This window comes from Achromobacter arsenitoxydans SY8 (assembly GCF_000236785.1).
Classification (GTDB): Bacteria; Pseudomonadota; Gammaproteobacteria; order Burkholderiales; family Burkholderiaceae_B; genus Achromobacter; species Achromobacter arsenitoxydans.
In genome coordinates this window covers 41,277-57,925 of the sequence record NZ_AGUF01000039.1, presented here as the reverse complement: position 1 = coordinate 57,925, position 16,649 = coordinate 41,277, and the positions used below count along the sequence as shown (strand labels likewise).

Below are 16,649 nucleotides of genomic sequence, written 5' to 3'. Positions count from 1 at the left end.
TTACATAAAACGGGGCCGCTTCCCGCGCGCGGGGTGTCAGGATGCGAGCGGCTCGGCGCCCGCCAGGCTGTTTTCGCGCACCTGCAGCATGACGAAATCGGACAGCAGCGTGCGCACCGCAACGGCGGGCGGCGCCAGCGGCATCTCGTCCGAGGCAATCAGCGTCGCCGTCAGGTAGACGGGCGGTTCGAGCAGCACGGCCCAGACCATGGCGTGCCCGGGCACGCCCGAGAAATCTCCCAGCGGCAGGATCGTGTTGCCGATGCCCGCCTGCACCGCCGACAGCATCCCCGAAAAGACCTCGGTTTCCGCCACGATCTGCGGCAGGATGCCCGCCTGCGTGAACAGCCGGTCCAGCTTGCCGCGCATGATGTTGGGATGCGCGGGCAGGACCAGCGGCATGTCGGCAAGTTGCTCGAAGCGCATCCCGGACGGCGGCCGCCCAGGCCTGCGCGGACTGACCACGAACAGCCGCTGCCGGAACAGCGGCCGGCGCTCAAAGCCGGTGCAGGGATCATCCTCGAACACCAGGGCCAGATCCAGCGAACTGTCGCGGATGCGCGAGCCCAGCTGGCCGCTGGCGTCGCTGCAGAAGCACAGACTGATCCCCGGCTGCGACGCCCTGCACTTTTCCATCAGTTCCCCCGCCAGGAACGACGCCAGCGCGGAAGACATGCCCACACGCACCACGCCCTGGACCTCGTCGCCCGCTGATCGCACGATCCCCGGCAGGCGTTCCACCCGGCTGAGGATGGAGGCGGCCTCCGTGTAGAGCGCGGCCCCCGCCGCCGTGGGACGCGCGCCGCGGGCGCTGCGGTGCAGCAGCGTCACGCCCAGCTCCTCTTCCAGTGCGGCGATCTGCTGGCTGAGCGCCGGCTGCGCCACGGAAATGAGCGCGGCCGCGCGGGAAAAGCTGCCCGCCTCGACGATTTTCACGAAGTAGCGTAGGTGGCGCAGCTGCACGGGCCAGCCCCGGTCAGAACGTCACTTTGACCGACGGCGCGCTGCGCTGGGCCGCACCATGGAAGACGGCTTCAATATTGTTGCCGTCCGGATCCAGTACGAAGGCGCCGTAATAGCCGGGGTGGTAATCCCGGAACCCCGGGGCGCCATTGTCCTTGCCGCCGTTGGCCAGCGCCGCCTTGTGGAACGCGTCGACCATGGCCTGGTCCCGCGCCTGGAACGCCAGGTGGTGGCGTCCGGTCAGCTGGCCCAGCGCGGCGACGCTGTCGGCCGTGGAGACGAACAGTTCGTCCGCCCAGAAGTAATCGTCCGCCGTGCCGCCCATCGGCACCTCCAGCGCGTCGAACACCGCCTGGTAAAACCGCTGGCTGGCGGGCAGATCGCGCACAACCAGCTGGATGTGATCAATCAGGCGGCCGCGATGGATCTCGTTGGTCTGCATGCTGGCTCCTCTTTCCGGTGGGGGGCTCGCTTGACTATAGCGCCATCCTCCCCGCTGAAAGACAGCGCCGCAAGCATGGCGCACACATGGTTGCAGACGGAAAATACGGCCCCGAAAAAACGGCAGGCCCGCATTCCCCAAATGGGGAAATGCGGGCCTGCGAGCCTGCGTCGTTCGGGACGTCCGCGGACGTCCCGGCGGCCGGTCAGCCGAACACGCGGAAGCGTTCGGCGTCGTCCATGAAGGGCTTGTCGCCGAAGCCGGCTTCGTTCGAGCCGAACGGCATCTGCGCGCGCAGCTTCCACCAGGCCGGAACGTTCCATTCACGCGCCACGGCGGCGTCGATCAGCGGGTTGTAGTGCTGCAGGCTGGCGCCGACGCCGGCGTTGGCCAGGGCGGTCCAGACCGACAACTGGGCCATGCCGCCCGCCTGCTCCGACCACACCGGGAAATTGTCGGCGTACAGGGCAAACTTTTCCTGCAGGCCGCGCACCACGTCCTGATCTTCGAAGAACAGGATCGTGCCCACGCCAGCGGCAAAGCTCTTGAGCTTGGCTTCGGTCTTCTCGAAACCTTCGGCGGGCGCAACCTTGCGCACTTCTTCGATCGCCAGGTTCCACAGCTTTTCGCTTTCGGCGCCGAACAGGATCACGGCGCGCGAACTTTGCGAATTGAAGGACGACGGGCTGTGCTTGACCGCGTCCTGGATCAGGGTCGTCAGTTCTTCCTTGGAGGCCGACACGTTGCGGCCCAGCGAATACTGCGTGCGGCGCTTCTTGAGGGCGTCGAGATAAGCGTTGCTCATGGGAATATGGCCTTTCGACTAGTAGATAGAGGGAAACGATGGAAGGAATTCTACCGGCTGGCCCATGACACGAACACCCGTTCAGGCGCACTCAAACCGGAACAGACTGTTCTACCAATGAAGCGAATGGGGTTTCTAGTGCGCACGTGCGCGCAGAATCCAGCTCACAGATCCATGTCGAGCACACGGGTCTCGGTACCGCACGACGCGCATCGGCCCGACACGATGAGATTGCTGAAGAAGTTCTGCACGGTGTCCGGATCCTCGTCCCAGAGTTCGTCCGTGCCGTCGTAATCAAACTGCGCGAACACGGCAAAGCGCGTCCCCTTGCAGGCCGGGCAGGCGAACACCTGCGGCGCGCCCTCGCCGCGGATCTTGGCGGAGCAGTCCAGTTCGCCGTGGTAGCCGTGGATATCGCTGTCGAACACCACCGCGCCCTCCGCCGCGCCGTCCCACTTCACGGCCAGGGGCGACACGAATTCATAGGAATCGACGTGCTCGTTGTAGTCGCGCAGGTCATAGCCCAGGATCTCGCCGACCTGCGCGCCGTCCAGGCCCGTCAGGCGGAAGGCCACGGAAACTTCGCCGCGGTCTTGCACGATGACCGGCGCGGGCGTGGCGCGCACCGGATCCAGGCAGCGGGGCGGGTGGGCCAGGACGTGGTCGTAGGTGGGATCGGACATGCGGCGGCGACTCCTTGGATGCGCGGAAAAAGAGGAGCGCGTGACTATAAACAATCGGCGCGTCTTCAGGTACGCGTGCAGCCGCCGCAACGCAGTTCAGTCCGCCCGGAAGCCCGTCGCCTTCACGACCTCCGTCCAGCGCTTGCTCTCCGTCGCCAGCAACGCCTGCAGCGCTTGCCGGTCCGACCCCACCACGACGAAGCCGGCTTCGCCCAGCGTGCGCACGGCTGCCGGCTGGCGCAGCGCCGCCGCGCTGTCGGCGGCAAGGCGCGTCAGCACCGCGTCCGGCGTGCCAGCCGGCGCAAACAGCGCAAACCAGGCGCCGAAGTTCACTGCGGGCAGCCCGCGTTCCGCGAACGTGGGCACGCCGGCCAGCGCAGACGAACGCTGCGCGCCGGTGGTGGCCAGCGCGCGCAGCTTGCCGCCCTGCACCTGCGGCGCCGCCAGCGCGGTCGTCACGAAGGCCGCCTGGACGCCGCCGGACACCAGCCCCGACACGGCGTCGCCGGTCGAGCGGTAGTGGATGGCCTCGATCTTCAGGCCCGCCTCCCGCGCGAACAGTTCCGCGCCGAAGTGGCCGGGCGTGCCCGCGCCGAACGTGGCGAAGTTCAGGCGGTCAGGCGCCTTCTTCGCGGCGTCGATGAACGCGGCCAGATCCTGGTAGGGCGACGCGGCCGGAACCACCAGCACGAAGTCCGCGCGCACCACCTCGGATATCGGCGCGAAATCGCGCGGCGGATCGTAGTTCAGATTGCGGTACGTGGCGGGCGAAATGCTGATGGAGCCGACCTCGCCCAACAACAGCGTCTGCCCGTCCGCGGGACTGCGCGCAACCGCCTGCGCGGCGATCTGCCCACCCGCGCCGACCTTGTTTTCCACCACGACGCTTTCACCCAGCAGCGGCCCCAGGTGCTGGGACAGGGTGCGGGCCACGATGTCGGGGCCGGTGCCGGGCGGAAACCCCACGTTCAGGCGCACCGGTCCGTTCGGAAACTGCGCCGTCGCCGCAAGGGGCAGGCACAGAAGGAAGCCGCCCAGCAGGCGGCGCAGCATGGTGTTCATCGTTGTCTCCTGGTTTTTTTATTGCCGCGGCGCACGCCGCGGGTTCAGCAAATGCGGTAGAAGCGCAGCTCCACCCGGTCGGGATAGCGCGCGCCGGTGCCGATGAACAGGCTCTCGTTCATCCAGCCCAGCGCGGGCGACGCGGTTTCAAAGCGGGGATAACTGCGGAAATAGATCCGGGCGGGATCCACCGCCTCGCCGCGCGCCAGGCGCGCGATGTCCTCGGCGCTGCCCGTACGGATGCCGGTGTTCTCCACGTAGACGCGCTCGCCGTCCGGCGTTTCGATGACATAGCGCGCATGGATGTCGGTGTAGGTCGCCGACCGGATGATCTGGAAGTCGGCCCCGCCCGGCAGCACCTTGCCGCGCAGGCGCGGCCCGTCGACCGTGCCTCCCGTAATCGGGATGACCCGGCGGCGGCCTTGCGGCGTGTCGCCGACCTCCTGCGGCGCACCCACGTCGACCACCACGGTGGCCACGTGCTCCAGCCGGGGCGCCAGCGATTCCTTCAATTCGTCGATGCCGCTCATTGCTTTTCTCCACGGGCAAGGCGCAGCGCGGCAGGATCAAACCCCGCAAGCTGCTTGTAACGCAGCGACACCGCCGCCAGCTCCTGCTGCGGGATCACATCGTTGATATCCGCAAAACCCGCCGGTGCGCGCTCTTCGGCCATCTGCATAACCTGTTCGGGACCGTTCAGGCGATTGCGCAGCACAATGCCGGCGGTGCGCGGCAGGCGTTCGGCCTCGTATTCCAGCAGCGCGATTTCCATTGAACGCGTCGCGCCACGCGCCGCCAGGTCCAGCCAGTCGGACAGACAGCGAGCATCCAGGATCGCCTGGGCCGAGCCGTTGGACCCGATCGGATACATCGGATGCGCGGCGTCGCCCAGCAGGGTCAGGCGGCCGCGCGTCCAGCGCGGCAAGGGATCGCGGTCCACCAGCGGGAATTCGTAGATCGCCTGCGCGCCGTCGATGATGGCGGGGATGTCGATCCAGTCCCAGCGCCAGTCTTTGAAGCGGCCGGCAAAGACCGACTTGTCGACCTTGCGGTTCCAGTCGGTGGCGGGCAGTTCGGCATCCGGGATGGAAAGCTCGGCGATCCAGTTGATCAGCGAACGGCCTTGCCGGCGCAGCGGCTCGGAAATCGGATAGCAGACGAACTTCTGGTCCTGGTGGCCCGCCATGAACATGCTGCGCCCGTCCAGGTACGGCGGCGCCTCGGTCACCGCGCGCCACAGCATGCGGCCGGAAAACCGGGGCTCATCGCCCACCGGGTGCAACTGGCGACGCAGCGCCGAATGGATGCCGTCCGCGCCCACCAGGATGTCGCCGCGCACGGTCTGCAGTTCGCCGTCCGCCCGGCGGCGGAACTGCGCCGACACGCCCGCGGCGTCCTGGCTGGCCGACTCCAGCACCATGCCCGGCACGATGGCGTCCGGCCCCAGGCGTTCCCGCACGGTTTGCGCAAGCAGCATCTGGAACTCGCCGCGATGCACCGAATACTGGGGCAAGGGATAGCCCGCCTGCAGGCCGCGCGGCTCGCGCCAGATAGGCTGCCCGAGCTTGTTGTAGTAGTGCAGCTGCGAGGTTTCGATGGCGCGTTCGGCCAGGGCGGGCATCAGGCCCAACTGCTCGATCTCGCTCACCGCGTGCGGCAGCAGATTGATGCCGACGCCCAAGGGGCGCAATTCCTGCGCGCTTTCGTATACGCGGCAGCCGATGCCGCGTCGATGCAGCATCAGCGCGAGCGTCAGCCCGCCGATGCCGGCGCCGGCAATGACGATTTGCATGTCTACTCCTGGTCTTATTTGTTATGCAACATAACAAAATCGCCATCCGTTCCGCACCGGGGATTTCCCGTAATCCGGTGGCGCGGCGACAATGCCTGCATTAGTGTTGAGCCCCCCCGCGCCGCGATTCCCCCATGTCCCGAACCTCCGCCCAACGCCCCCGCCGTCCCGCCGCCCGCGGCGAGCACTTCGATCCGCATGTCCCCGGCATCCAGTACGGCGCATTGGACGATCTGGTCGGCTACGCCATCCGGCGCGCGCAGATCCTCATCTATGAAGACTTCCTGTCCGCGCTGGCGCCCTGGGACATCACGCCTCAGCGCTACTCGGCGCTGACGCTGATCGCGGCCAACGCCAGCCTGAAGCTCACGGACCTGGCACGCATCCTGGGCATCGCGCGCTCAGGCGCGGTGCAGCTCGTCAATCAGCTGCAAGACCTGGGATACGTGGAACGGCAAGAGGCCGAGCGCGACAGGCGCGCATACGCCCTCGCCATGACCCCGGACGGCAGGGCCGCCCTGGCCGCCATCACTGCGGCCGTGCAGGATCACGACGCACGCATCAGCGCAAAACTGGGCGCGGCCGACCGGCGCAAATTGATCGCCCTCCTGGGCAAGTTGGGATAGCGCGCGCCCATCAGGGCATTCCCCTATTACTCCCCCGCCGTCAAAAAACTATCGTATTCGAGAATTATCAAATAAGAGAATTCTCGCTTCCGACAAAATGACTGCTGAATCCCTATACGATTTCGCCGTGGTCGGCGCCGGCATCGCCGGCGCGTCCGTGGCCTACCGCCTCAGCGCCTCGGCGTCCGTGGCGGTGCTGGAACGCGAGTCCCAACCGGGTTATCACTCCACGGGCCGCTCCGCGGCCATGTTCATGGAGACCTACGGCACGACGCAGATCAAGGCGCTGACGCGCGCCAGCCGCGCCTTCTACGAACACCCGCCGGAAGGCTTCTGCGAACACCCGCTGCTTAGCCCGCGCGGCGTGCTGTATATCGCCACGCCGGAACAGAAGGACCTGCTGCAAGAGGTGTATGACGACTTCCACAGCCAGTCGCCCAACGTGACGCTGATCGACGCCGGGCAGGCCGCGGCGCGCGTGCCCTGCCTGCGTGCAGACCAGCTCTGCGGCGCGATCGAAGAACCGGATGCGCGCGACATCGACGTGCACGCCCTGCATCAGGGATTCCTGCGCGGCATGAGCCGGCAGGGCGCGGTGCTGCACAACAACGCTGAACTCGTTTCCGCCGCCTATGCCGACGATGCCTGGACGCTGACCACGGCCGACGGCCGCACAATCAGGGCGCGCGTGCTGGTCAACGCCGCCGGCGCGTGGGCCGACCACGCCGCGGCCCTGTGCGGCGCGGCCCCCATCGGGCTGCAGCCGTGCCGCCGCACCGCTTTTACCTTCACCGGTCCGGAAGACGTGGACTTTTCCCACTGGCCCGCGGTGGTCGGCGTGGACGAAAGCTATTACTTCAAGCCCGACGCCGGCCAACTGCTGGGCTCGCCCGCCAACGCCGACCCGGTGGCCGCGCATGACGTCGTGCCCGAAGAGCTTGACGTAGCCACCGGCATCTACCGCATCGAAACCGCCACGTCGCTGACGATCCGCCGCCCGAAGCACACCTGGGCGGGCCTGCGCTCGTTCGTGCGCGACGGCGACTTCGTGGTGGGCTGGGACGCCTGCGCGCCCGCCTTCTTCTGGCTGGCGGCGCAAGGCGGCTACGGCATCCAGACCGCCGCAGCCACGTCCGAACTGGCGGCGGCGCTGCTGACGCGCCAACCCGTTCCCGAGCACCTGCGCGCGCACGGCGTGGACGCCAATGCCGTGCGTCCCGAGCGCCTGCGCTGAACCGAATTCCCACGACCGAGATCCCGACATGACCGCCATCACCCGCTACCCCAGCACCCTGCCCCTGCCCTTCTCGCGCGCCACCCAGGCGGGCGGATTCCTCTTCCTGTCCGGCCAGATTCCGATGGACGCCAACGGCCAGGTCGTGCGCGGCGACATCTCCGCCCAGACGCACGCCGCCATCGAGCGCATCAAGGAAACGCTGGCGCTGGCGGGCGCATCCCTGAAGGACGTGGTGCGCGTGACCGTCTGGCTGTCCGACCTGGCGCTCTTTGCGCAGTTCAACGAGGCCTATCGCAGTCATTTTTCGTCCGACTTCCCATCGCGCTCCACCGTCGAGGCCAAGCTGGCCATGGAAGTCGACGTCGAAATCGAAGTGCAGGCGTGGCTGGGCGACGTCCAGGCCCGCGGCTACTCGCCCGGCCCGACGTCCGAAGCCTGACGCCGCACCCGACCGATTGCATGACACCGCCAGGCCCGGCGCCTGGCGGCGCGACACCCCCACGCGCGCGCGTCGATGCCCGCGCCCCAGCCCCTCTTTGCGCGGAGCGTCATCCATGAAGATATTTTCCGGGTCCCTGGCGACCGAGACCAACACTTTTTCCCCCATCCCGACCGGCCTGTCCGCCTACCGCTCGCGCGGCTACTACCCCGCCGGCCAGCATCCGGACCGCATGCAGATGTTCTCCGGTCCGCTGTGGGCCGCGCGCCAGCGCGCCGCGGGCAAGGACTGGACGCTCATCGAAGGCCTGACCGCCGGCGCGACCCCGGCCGGCATCACCACCCGCCATGCCTATGAAACGCTGCGCGACGAACTGCTCGAAGACCTGCGCCGCGCGGGCAAGGTCGACATCGCCTTGTTCGGCCTGCACGGCGCCATGGTGGCCGACGGCTACGACGACTGCGAAGGCGACCTGCTCGCCCGGGCGCGCGAGATCGTCGGCCCCGACACCGTGATCGGCGCCGAGCTGGATCCGCATTGCCACCTGACGGACGCCATGGTCCACAGCGCCGACTTCCTGGTCTGTTTCAAGGAATACCCGCACACCGACATCCTGGACCGCGCGTACGACCTGGTGGACCTGTGCGTGGCGCGCGCCGAAGGCCGCATCAAGCCCGCGCGCGCCGTCTTTGACTGCGAGATGATCTCCATCATGCACACCAGCCGCGAGCCCATGCGCGGGTTCGTGGACCGCCTGCTCGCCATGGAAGGCAAGGAAGGCGTACTGTCCGTGTCCATCGCCCACGGCTTCCCGTGGGGCGACACGCCGGACATGGGTTCGAAAGTGCTGGTCTACACCGACGGCGACGCGGCCCAGGCCGAAGCCCTGGCGCGCGCACTGGGCGAAGAGATCATCGGCTTTCGCGACCAGCTCGCGCCGCCCTACCCCGGCGCGGACGAAGCGCTGGACCAGGCCCTGGCGCACAAGGAATTTCCCGTGGTGCTGGCGGACTCCGCCGACAACGCCGGCGGCGGCGCGCCCAGCGACGCCACCTTCATCCTGGAACGCGTGCTGGCGCGCGGCATCGCCGACGTCGCCACGGGCCCGTTCTGGGACCCGGTGGCCGTGCAGCTCTGCTTCGAAGCCGGCGAAGGCGGCCAGATCAAACTGCGCGTCGGCGGCAAGGTGGCGCCAGTCTCCGGCCAGCCGCTGGACCTGGACTGCGAAATCCTGGCGCTCAAGCGCGACGCCGTCATGACTGGCCTTGCCGGCACCCCCGCGCTGCTGGGCGACGTCGCCGTCGTGCGCACGCGCGGCGTGACCATCGTCATGACCACGTCGCGCACCCAGGCGATGGGCACGGACCTGTTCACGCAGTTCGGCGTGGACCTGCAGGCGATGAAGCTCATCATCGTCAAGTCCTCGCAGCACTTCTACGCCTCGTATTCCAAGGTCGGGCGCCACGTCATCTACGTCGAGACGCCGGGCGCAATCACGCAGGATGTCAACGCGCTGCCGTTCACCAAGCGCAAATTGCCCAAGTGGCCGTTCAAGGCCTGAGGCCGCACCCATTTGCCGCCCGTGACGGGCGCACATAACCAACAAGGGGAAAACGATGATCAGACGTTTCAGCCTGCTGGGAGCCGCCGCGCTCCTGGCCATGAGCGCCGCCACCGGCGCGCTCGCGCAGACCAAGACCCTGCGGCTGGTGCCGCACGCGGACCTGAAGACGCTGGACCCGCTGTTCAACACCGCCTACATCACGCGCAACCACGGCTACATGGTGTTCGACACGCTGTTCTCGCAGGACAGCAAGGGCCAGGTCAAGCCGCAGATGGTGGACACCTGGACCGCGTCCGACGACGGCAAGCGCTGGACGTTCACGCTGCGCCCCGGCCTGAAGTTCAGCGACGGCACGCCCGTCACGGCCGAGGACTGCATCGCGTCGTTGCAGCGCTGGGCCAAGAAAGACACGATGGGACAGGCCATGATGGCGGCCGGCGCCGAGCTCGCCGCCACGGGCGAAAACACCTTCACGCTGACGCTGAAGGAGCCCTTCGGCCTGGTGCTGGACGCCCTGTCCAAGCCCTCGGGCATGCCGCCGTTCATCATGCCCAAGCGTCTGGCCATGACGGACCCGAACACCCAGGTCACCGAGATGGTCGGCTCGGGTCCCTTCCTCTTCAAGCGCGATGAATGGGTGCCCGGCAACAAGGTCGTCTACGTGAAGAACCCGGCCTACGTGCCGCGCGCCGAGGCGCCGGACGGCCTGGCCGGCGGCAAGACCGTGAAGGTGGACCGCGTGGAGTGGGTGTACATCCCCGACGGCAACACTTCCACCGCCGCACTGATGAACGGCGAGGTCGACATGATCGAACAGGTCACGCCAGACTTCCTGCCCGTGCTCGAAACCAACCCGGACATCACGCTGAGCACCTCGGTCGCCTCGCAGGGCATGGTGATCCTGAACTCGCTGCATCCGCCGTTCAACAATCCGCTGGCCCGCCAGGCGCTGTATCACCTGGTCAGCCAGAAGGAAATGCTGATGGCAATGGGCTACCCGGACAAGTACCGCGTCGACTACTGCGCCACCATGTACATCTGCGGCTCGCCCCTGGCGACCGACGCGGGCGCCGCCCCCTACGCCAAGCCCGACGCGGCGCGCGCCAAGCAGTTGCTGCAGGAAGCGGGCTACAAGGGTGAAAAAGTGGTGCTGCTGTACCCGACGGACCACCTGAGCGCGCCCGCAGTCATGGTGCTGGCGCAAAACCTGAAGAAGGCCGGCGTGAAGGTTGACGTGCAGTCGATGGACTGGGCCTCGCTGGCCGGCCGCCGCCTGAAGAAGGACGCGCCGGACCAGGGCGGCTGGAACATCTTCCTGACCTGGGGCGGCTACTTCGACGCCAGCACGCCGCTCACCAACCCCTGGCTGTCCGCCGCCTGCGGCAACAGCCTGCCGGGCTGGCCCTGCGACAAGGAACTGGACACGCTGCGCACCAGCTGGATCCGCGAAACCGACGCCGCCAAGCGCAAGGACATCGCGGCGCAGATCCAGGCGCGCGCCTACCAGACGGTGCCCTACGTCATGTGGGGCGAGTTCAAGCCCGTCTTCGCGGTGCGCGGCCTCAAGCACACCGAGCTGATCAAGTCCGGCATCCCGGTGATGTGGAACATCGAAAAACCGTAAGGCAGACGCCGGGCGCCGCGCGCGCCCGGCCGCAAGCCGGGGGGAATCCAGCGTGAAATTCATCCTGCGCCGCATCGCGGCCGTCATACCCGTCATGGCCGTCGTGGCGGTGGTGGTGTTCCTGCTGATACACCTGTCGCCGGGCGATCCGGCGGCGGTGATCGCGGGCGACAACGCCACCGCCGACGACGTCGAGAAAATCCGTCAGAACCTGGGTCTGGACAAGCCGCTGCTGCAGCAGTTCGTCATCTGGGTCAGCCACATCGCCGTTGGCGACCTGGGCACGTCGATCGCCACCCAGATGCCGGTTTCGCAGCTGATCGCCCAGCGCATGGGTCCGACGATCTCGATCGCCATTTTCACGATGCTGTTCGCCGTGCTCGCGGCCATTCCCCTGGGCGTGCTGGCCGCATGGAACGCCGGGAAGTGGCTGGACAGATTGGTGATGGTGGGCGCGGTCTGCGCGTTCTCGGTACCCGTGTTCCTGATCGGCTACAGCCTGGTCTACGGCTTCTCCATCAAGCTAGGCTGGCTGCCGGTTCAGGGCTACAAGCCCATGGCCGACGGCATCGTGCCCTACCTGCGCCACCTGGTGCTGCCCTGTCTGTCGCTGGGACTGGTGTACATGGCGCTGCTGACGCGCATGACGCGCGCCACCATGCTGGAAGCCCTGTCCGAGGACTACATCCGCACCGCCCGCGCCAAGGGCCTGTCCTCGGGGCCCGTCGTGTGGCATGCGCTAAAGAATGCCGCCAATCCGATCGTCACCACCATCGGCGTCGGCGTGGCCCTGCTGATCGGCGGCGTCGTCGTAACCGAAACCGTGTTCGCGATTCCCGGCCTGGGCCGCCTGACCATCGACGCCGTGCTGCGCCACGACTACCCGGTCATCCAGGGCGTGCTGCTGGTGGCCTCGGGCATCTACGTGCTGATCAACCTGCTGGTCGACCTGAGCTACCGGCTCTTCGATCCCCGCATCCGCTACTGAGAAGGGGCAACGCATGAACACGACCACCCTGCCGCTTCCCGCCGCGCGCCCGCGCCTGCGGCGAGCCTTCAGATCGCTGCGCCGCCACCCCATGCTGTTCGCGGGCGGCGCAATACTGGTGCTGCTGGCGGCCATCGCCCTGGCCGCGCCCTGGCTCGCCACCGTCGATCCGCAGGACATCAATCCGATGGCGCGCATGAAACCGCCGTCCGCCGAGCACCTGTTCGGCACCGACGCGCTGGGCCGCGACGTCTATTCGCGCACCGTCTGGGGCGCTCGCATATCACTGCTGGTCGGCGTCGTCGTGGCGCTGGCATCCACCGTGGCGGGCGTGCTGCTGGGCATGCTGGCGGGCTACTTCCGCCGCATCGACGCCGTCATCATGCGCATCATGGACGGCCTGATGGCCATCCCAGGCGTGCTGCTGGCGATCGCCCTGATGGCCACCCTGAAGGGCGGCCTGGGCACCGTCATCATCGCCATCGTCATCCCTGAGATCCCGCGCGTGGTCCGCCTGGTGCGCGCGCTGGTGCTCACCATCCGCGAGCAGCCCTACATCGAAGCGGCCGTGTCGGTGGGCACGCGGGTGCCGTCGATCCTGCTGCGCCACATCCTGCCCAACCTGTTCGCGCCGCTGATGGTGCAGGCCACCTTCATCGCCGCCTCGGCCATCCTGACCGAAGCCGTGCTGAGTTTCCTGGGCGTAGGCATCCCGCCGCACATCCCCAGCTGGGGCAACATCATGGCCGAAGGCCGCAACTTCGTGGCGGTGGCGTTCCACATCATCCTGTACCCCGGCCTGTTCCTGGGCGTGGCCGTGCTGGCCGTCAACCTGGTCGGCGACGGGCTGCGCGACATGCTCGATCCCCGCCTGGCCAAGAAGCTGTAGGAGCGCACATGCAACCCGATCCCGTCCTGCGCGTGCATGACCTGACCACCTGTTTCGACGGCGACGACACGACCGTCCTGGCCGTCGACAAGCTCTCGTTCGACCTCCTGCCCGGCGAAACCCTGGGTCTGGTCGGCGAATCCGGCTGCGGCAAGAGCGTCACGTCCCTGTCCATCATGCGCCTGCTGCGCGCCCCCGGCCGCGTCGCGGGCGGCAGCATCGAATTCGACGGCCGCGACCTGCTGGCGCTGCCCGAGAAGACCATGCGCGCCATCCGCGGCAACCAGATCTCGATGATCTTCCAGGAACCCATGACCTCGCTGAACCCCGTGATCACGGTGGGCAAGCAGATCAGCGAGTCGCTCATGCTGCACCAGGGCCTGTCGCGCCGCGACGCGCTGGCGCAGGCCGAAGCGCTGCTGGACCTGGTGCAGATATCGGATCCGGCGCGCCGGGTGCGCGAATATCCCTACCAGCTCTCGGGCGGCATGCGCCAGCGCGCAATGATCGCGATGGCGCTGGCCTGCCAGCCGAAGGTATTGATCGCGGACGAACCCACCACGGCGCTTGACGTGACCATTCAAGCGCAGATCCTGCACCTGCTGCGCGACATCCAGGCGCGGCTGGGCACGGCCATCGTGCTGATCACGCACGACCTGGGCGTGGTCGCGCAGATGTGCCAGCGCGTGATCGTGATGTACGCCGGCCGCAAGGTCGAGGAAGGCAGCGTGGACGACGTCCTGGACCGCCCGCAGCATCCCTACACGCAGGCGCTGATCCGGTCGCTGCCGGACTTCGTGGACGGCCAGGACCACACGGCGCGGCTGGCCGAGCTGCCCGGCATCGTCCCCGTAAGAACGCCCGAATCGCGCGGCTGCGCCTTCGCCGCGCGCTGCCCGCAGGCGCTGCCGCGCTGCGCCCAAGAGGCCCCATCCGCCACCGACGCCGGCGCCCGCCACCGCGTCTGGTGCTGGGCCCGGCAGGCCGAGCCCGCCGCCCTGACCGCGTGAGACCCGCCATGAACCTGCACGACATCCCCCTTGCCTCTTCCGCGCCCGCGGCCACCGCTGTCCCCATGCTGGAAGTCATCGGCCTGAAGAAGCACTTCCCCGTGGACAGCGGCGGCGGCGCCAGGGTGCTGCGCGCCGTCGACGGCATTTCGCTGTCGGTCCCGCGCGGCCAGACGCTGAGCCTGGTCGGCGAATCCGGCTGCGGCAAGTCCACCACCGGCAAGTGCCTGATCCGCCTGACCGATCCCACCGAAGGCCGCATCCTGCTGGAAGGCGAGGACCTGGCGACGATGAACAGCAGCCAGCTGCGCGCCATGCGCCGCCGCATGCAATTCATCTTCCAGGACCCGTTCTCTTCTATGAACCCGCGCATGCGCGTGCGCGACATCATCGGCGAGCCGCTGCGCAACTTCGGCCACGACCGCGCCGCCATCCGCGAACGCGTGGCGCAGTTGCTGGCGCGCGTCAGCCTGCGCCCCGACGCCGCAGACCGCTATCCGCACGAATTCTCGGGCGGACAGCGCCAGCGCATCGTCATCGCGCGCGCCCTGGCGCTGGACCCCGGCCTGATCGTCTGCGACGAGCCGGTGTCCGCCCTGGACGTGTCGGTCCAGGCGCAGGTCATCAACCTGCTCATGGACCTGCAGCGCGACCTGGGCCTGACCTACGTGTTCATCTCCCATGACCTGAGCGTGGTGCGCCACATCAGTCACCGCGTGGCCGTGATGTACCTGGGCAAGATCGTGGAGATCGGCACCCGCGACGCCATCTTCGACCGCCCGGCCCACCCCTACACGCGCGCACTGCTGGCGGCCGTACCGTCCGCCCGCCAGGGCGAGCGCACGCCGGTCGAAGTCTTGAAGGGCGAAATCCCCAGCCCGCTATCCCCGCCGTCGGGCTGTGCGTTCCGCACCCGTTGCCCGATGGCCCAGCCGCGCTGCGCCGAAGAAGCCCCCCTGCCCCGCCAAGTCGCCGCCGAACAGCAGGTTGCCTGCCACTTTGCCTGACCCTATCCGCCGGAGAAACGCATGTCCCAGCACGACGCCACCCCGTTTGACTACATTCTTGCCGGCGGCACCGTCATCGACGGCACCAACGCCCCCGGCCAGCGCGCCGACGTGGGCGTGCGCGGCGACCGTATCGCCGCCGTCGGCGACCTGACCGCCAGCGCCGCCCGCCGCCGCATCGACGTGTCGGGCAAGGTGGTCGCCCCCGGCTTCATCGACTCGCACACGCACGACGACAATTACCTGCTCAGGCGGCGCGACATGACGCCCAAGATCTCGCAGGGCGTCACCACCGTCGTCACCGGCAACTGCGGCATCAGCCTCGCGCCGCTGGCCCACGCCAACCCGCCCGCGCCGCTGGACCTGCTGGACGAAGGCGGCTCCTACCGCTTCGAGCGCTTCTCCGACTATCTGGACGCGCTGCGCGCCACCCCCGCCGCCGTCAACGCCGCCTGCATGGTGGGCCACTCCACGCTGCGCGCCGCCGTCATGCCCGACCTGCAGCGCGAAGCCACCCCGGACGAAGTGCAGGCCATGCAGGCGCTGGCCGACGACGCCCTGGCCAGCGGCGCCATCGGCATCTCGACCGGCACCTTCTACCCGCCCGCGGCTCGCGCCACCACCGAAGAGATCATCGAAGTCTGCCGTCCGCTCAACACCCACGGCGGCATCTACGCCACGCACATGCGCGACGAGGGCGAACACATCGTGCAGGCGCTGGAAGAGACCTTCCGCATCGGCCGAGAACTGGACGTGCCCGTGGTGATTTCCCACCACAAGGTGATGGGCCAGCCCAACTTCGGTCGGTCCCAGGAAACCCTGCCCCTGATCGAAGCCGCCATGGCCAGGCAGGATGTCTCGCTGGACGCCTATCCCTACGTGGCGGGCTCCACCATGCTCAAGCAGGACCGCGTGCTGCTGGCCGGCCGCACCATCATTACCTGGTGCAAGCCCTATCCCGAACTGAGCGGGCGCGACCTGGACGAAGTCGCGGCGGAACGCGGCAAATCCAAATACGACGTGGTGCCAGACCTGCAGCCTGCGGGCGCCATCTACTTCATGATGGACGAGCCCGACGTGCAGCGCATCCTGAAATTCGGCCCCACCATGATCGGCTCGGACGGTCTGCCCCACGACGAGCGTCCGCATCCCCGGCTATGGGGCACCTTCCCCCGCGTGCTGGGCCACTACTCGCGCGACCTGGGCCTGTTCCCGCTGGAAACCGCCGTCTGGAAGATGACGGGCCTGACCGCCGCCAAGTTCGGCCTTGCCGAACGCGGCCAGGTGCAGCCCGGCTACTACGCCGACCTGGTGGTCTTTGACCCCGCCACCGTGGCGGATGCGGCCACCTTCGAGCGCCCCACCGAACGCGCCGCCGGGATTCATTCGGTTTTCGTCAACGGCGCCCCGGTCTGGGAAGACCAGGCCTTCACCGGGCAGCACGCCGGCCGCGTATTGCACCGGAGCGCCGCATGATCGCCGAACGCACCGGCGCCTGGCCGGCCGCCTGAACCAGAC

General features: G+C 68.0%; 17 protein-coding genes. 10 read left to right on the top strand and 7 right to left on the bottom strand.

Going from position 1 to position 16,649, the window contains the following annotated elements; genetic code table 11:
* Positions 1-36: 36 nt before the first annotated feature.
* The 7 genes from KYC_RS09340 to KYC_RS09310 all read right to left on the bottom strand — a co-directional run bounded on the left by KYC_RS09340 (position 37) and on the right by KYC_RS09310 (position 5,747).
* Positions 37-963, bottom strand: a complete 927-nt coding sequence (locus KYC_RS09340) for a LysR substrate-binding domain-containing protein (protein WP_008161324.1) — start codon at positions 961-963, stop codon at positions 37-39.
* Between the two features lie 13 nt (positions 964-976).
* Positions 977-1,405, bottom strand: a complete 429-nt coding sequence (locus KYC_RS09335) for a VOC family protein (protein WP_008161322.1) — start codon at positions 1,403-1,405, stop codon at positions 977-979.
* Positions 1,406-1,610: 205 nt separating this feature from the next.
* On the bottom strand, positions 1,611-2,210 hold the full coding sequence (locus KYC_RS09330) for a nitroreductase family protein (RefSeq protein ID WP_008161320.1): 600 nt from the start codon (positions 2,208-2,210) through the stop codon (positions 1,611-1,613).
* 164 nt (positions 2,211-2,374) lie between these two features.
* Positions 2,375-2,893, bottom strand: coding sequence for a hypothetical protein (locus KYC_RS09325; RefSeq protein WP_008161318.1), 519 nt, complete (start codon positions 2,891-2,893; stop codon positions 2,375-2,377).
* Between the two features lie 96 nt (positions 2,894-2,989).
* Positions 2,990-3,955, bottom strand: a complete 966-nt coding sequence (locus tag KYC_RS09320; RefSeq protein ID WP_008161315.1) for a Bug family tripartite tricarboxylate transporter substrate binding protein — start codon at positions 3,953-3,955, stop codon at positions 2,990-2,992.
* A gap of 44 nt (positions 3,956-3,999) precedes the next feature.
* On the bottom strand, positions 4,000-4,485 hold the full coding sequence (locus tag KYC_RS09315; protein ID WP_008161313.1) for a DUF3237 domain-containing protein: 486 nt from the start codon (positions 4,483-4,485) through the stop codon (positions 4,000-4,002).
* On the bottom strand, positions 4,482-5,747 hold the full coding sequence (locus KYC_RS09310; RefSeq protein ID WP_008161311.1) for a flavin-dependent oxidoreductase: 1,266 nt from the start codon (positions 5,745-5,747) through the stop codon (positions 4,482-4,484). Before KYC_RS09310 ends, KYC_RS09315 begins: the two co-directional genes overlap by 4 nt.
* 134 nt (positions 5,748-5,881) lie before the next feature.
* Between KYC_RS09310 and KYC_RS09305 the strand changes: the two genes are divergently transcribed.
* From KYC_RS09305 to KYC_RS09260, 10 genes are all read left to right on the top strand, one after another.
* The gene (locus KYC_RS09305; protein ID WP_008161310.1) at positions 5,882-6,373 is read left to right on the top strand and encodes a MarR family winged helix-turn-helix transcriptional regulator; all 492 of its coding nucleotides are present in this window, start codon (positions 5,882-5,884) and stop codon (positions 6,371-6,373) included.
* Positions 6,374-6,470: 97 nt separating this feature from the next.
* The gene (locus KYC_RS09300) at positions 6,471-7,607 is read left to right on the top strand and encodes an NAD(P)/FAD-dependent oxidoreductase (protein WP_008161308.1); all 1,137 of its coding nucleotides are present in this window, start codon (positions 6,471-6,473) and stop codon (positions 7,605-7,607) included.
* Between the two features lie 28 nt (positions 7,608-7,635).
* Positions 7,636-8,049 (top strand): RidA family protein, encoded by a 414-nt coding sequence (locus KYC_RS09295; protein ID WP_008161305.1) that lies wholly within the window; start codon positions 7,636-7,638, stop codon positions 8,047-8,049.
* Positions 8,050-8,164: 115 nt separating this feature from the next.
* Positions 8,165-9,610 (top strand): M81 family metallopeptidase, encoded by a 1,446-nt coding sequence (locus tag KYC_RS09290; protein WP_008161304.1) that lies wholly within the window; start codon positions 8,165-8,167, stop codon positions 9,608-9,610.
* Between the two features lie 55 nt (positions 9,611-9,665).
* Positions 9,666-11,237 carry an ABC transporter substrate-binding protein gene (locus tag KYC_RS09285; protein WP_008161302.1) on the top strand — a complete coding sequence of 524 codons (1,572 nt, stop codon included), beginning with the start codon at positions 9,666-9,668 and terminating at the stop codon, positions 11,235-11,237.
* Positions 11,238-11,289: 52 nt separating this feature from the next.
* On the top strand, positions 11,290-12,225 hold the full coding sequence (locus tag KYC_RS09280) for an ABC transporter permease (protein WP_008161300.1): 936 nt from the start codon (positions 11,290-11,292) through the stop codon (positions 12,223-12,225).
* 13 nt (positions 12,226-12,238) lie between these two features.
* Positions 12,239-13,114, top strand: coding sequence for an ABC transporter permease (locus KYC_RS09275; protein ID WP_008161298.1), 876 nt, complete (start codon positions 12,239-12,241; stop codon positions 13,112-13,114).
* A gap of 8 nt (positions 13,115-13,122) precedes the next feature.
* Positions 13,123-14,124, top strand: a complete 1,002-nt coding sequence (locus tag KYC_RS09270) for an ABC transporter ATP-binding protein (protein ID WP_008161295.1) — start codon at positions 13,123-13,125, stop codon at positions 14,122-14,124.
* An 8-nt stretch (positions 14,125-14,132) separates the two neighbouring features.
* On the top strand, positions 14,133-15,131 hold the full coding sequence (locus KYC_RS09265) for an ABC transporter ATP-binding protein (protein WP_008161293.1): 999 nt from the start codon (positions 14,133-14,135) through the stop codon (positions 15,129-15,131).
* Between the two features lie 21 nt (positions 15,132-15,152).
* Positions 15,153-16,607: an N-acyl-D-amino-acid deacylase family protein gene (locus KYC_RS09260; RefSeq protein WP_008161291.1), complete on the top strand. Its 1,455-nt coding sequence runs from the start codon at positions 15,153-15,155 to the stop codon at positions 16,605-16,607.
* Positions 16,608-16,649 lie beyond the last annotated feature (42 nt).

Bases quoted from the DNA above. Each gene is read 5' to 3' on its own strand.
- KYC_RS09320 (WP_008161315.1), bottom strand. From the start codon at position 3,955: ATGAACACCATGCTGCGCCGCCTGCTGGGCGGCTTCCTTCTGTGCCTG.
- KYC_RS09260 (WP_008161291.1), top strand. From the start codon at position 15,153: ATGTCCCAGCACGACGCCACCCCGTTTGACTACATTCTTGCCGGCGGC.
- KYC_RS09335 (WP_008161322.1), bottom strand. From the start codon at position 1,405: ATGCAGACCAACGAGATCCATCGCGGCCGCCTGATTGATCACATCCAG.
- KYC_RS09270 (WP_008161295.1), top strand. From the start codon at position 13,123: ATGCAACCCGATCCCGTCCTGCGCGTGCATGACCTGACCACCTGTTTC.
- KYC_RS09265 (WP_008161293.1), top strand. From the start codon at position 14,133: ATGAACCTGCACGACATCCCCCTTGCCTCTTCCGCGCCCGCGGCCACC.
- KYC_RS09305 (WP_008161310.1), top strand. From the start codon at position 5,882: ATGTCCCGAACCTCCGCCCAACGCCCCCGCCGTCCCGCCGCCCGCGGC.
- KYC_RS09315 (WP_008161313.1), bottom strand. From the start codon at position 4,485: ATGAGCGGCATCGACGAATTGAAGGAATCGCTGGCGCCCCGGCTGGAG.
- KYC_RS09330 (WP_008161320.1), bottom strand. From the start codon at position 2,210: ATGAGCAACGCTTATCTCGACGCCCTCAAGAAGCGCCGCACGCAGTAT.
- KYC_RS09310 (WP_008161311.1), bottom strand. From the start codon at position 5,747: ATGCAAATCGTCATTGCCGGCGCCGGCATCGGCGGGCTGACGCTCGCG.
- KYC_RS09300 (WP_008161308.1), top strand. From the start codon at position 6,471: ATGACTGCTGAATCCCTATACGATTTCGCCGTGGTCGGCGCCGGCATC.
- KYC_RS09290 (WP_008161304.1), top strand. From the start codon at position 8,165: ATGAAGATATTTTCCGGGTCCCTGGCGACCGAGACCAACACTTTTTCC.
- KYC_RS09285 (WP_008161302.1), top strand. From the start codon at position 9,666: ATGATCAGACGTTTCAGCCTGCTGGGAGCCGCCGCGCTCCTGGCCATG.
- KYC_RS09275 (WP_008161298.1), top strand. From the start codon at position 12,239: ATGAACACGACCACCCTGCCGCTTCCCGCCGCGCGCCCGCGCCTGCGG.
- KYC_RS09325 (WP_008161318.1), bottom strand. From the start codon at position 2,893: ATGTCCGATCCCACCTACGACCACGTCCTGGCCCACCCGCCCCGCTGC.
- KYC_RS09295 (WP_008161305.1), top strand. From the start codon at position 7,636: ATGACCGCCATCACCCGCTACCCCAGCACCCTGCCCCTGCCCTTCTCG.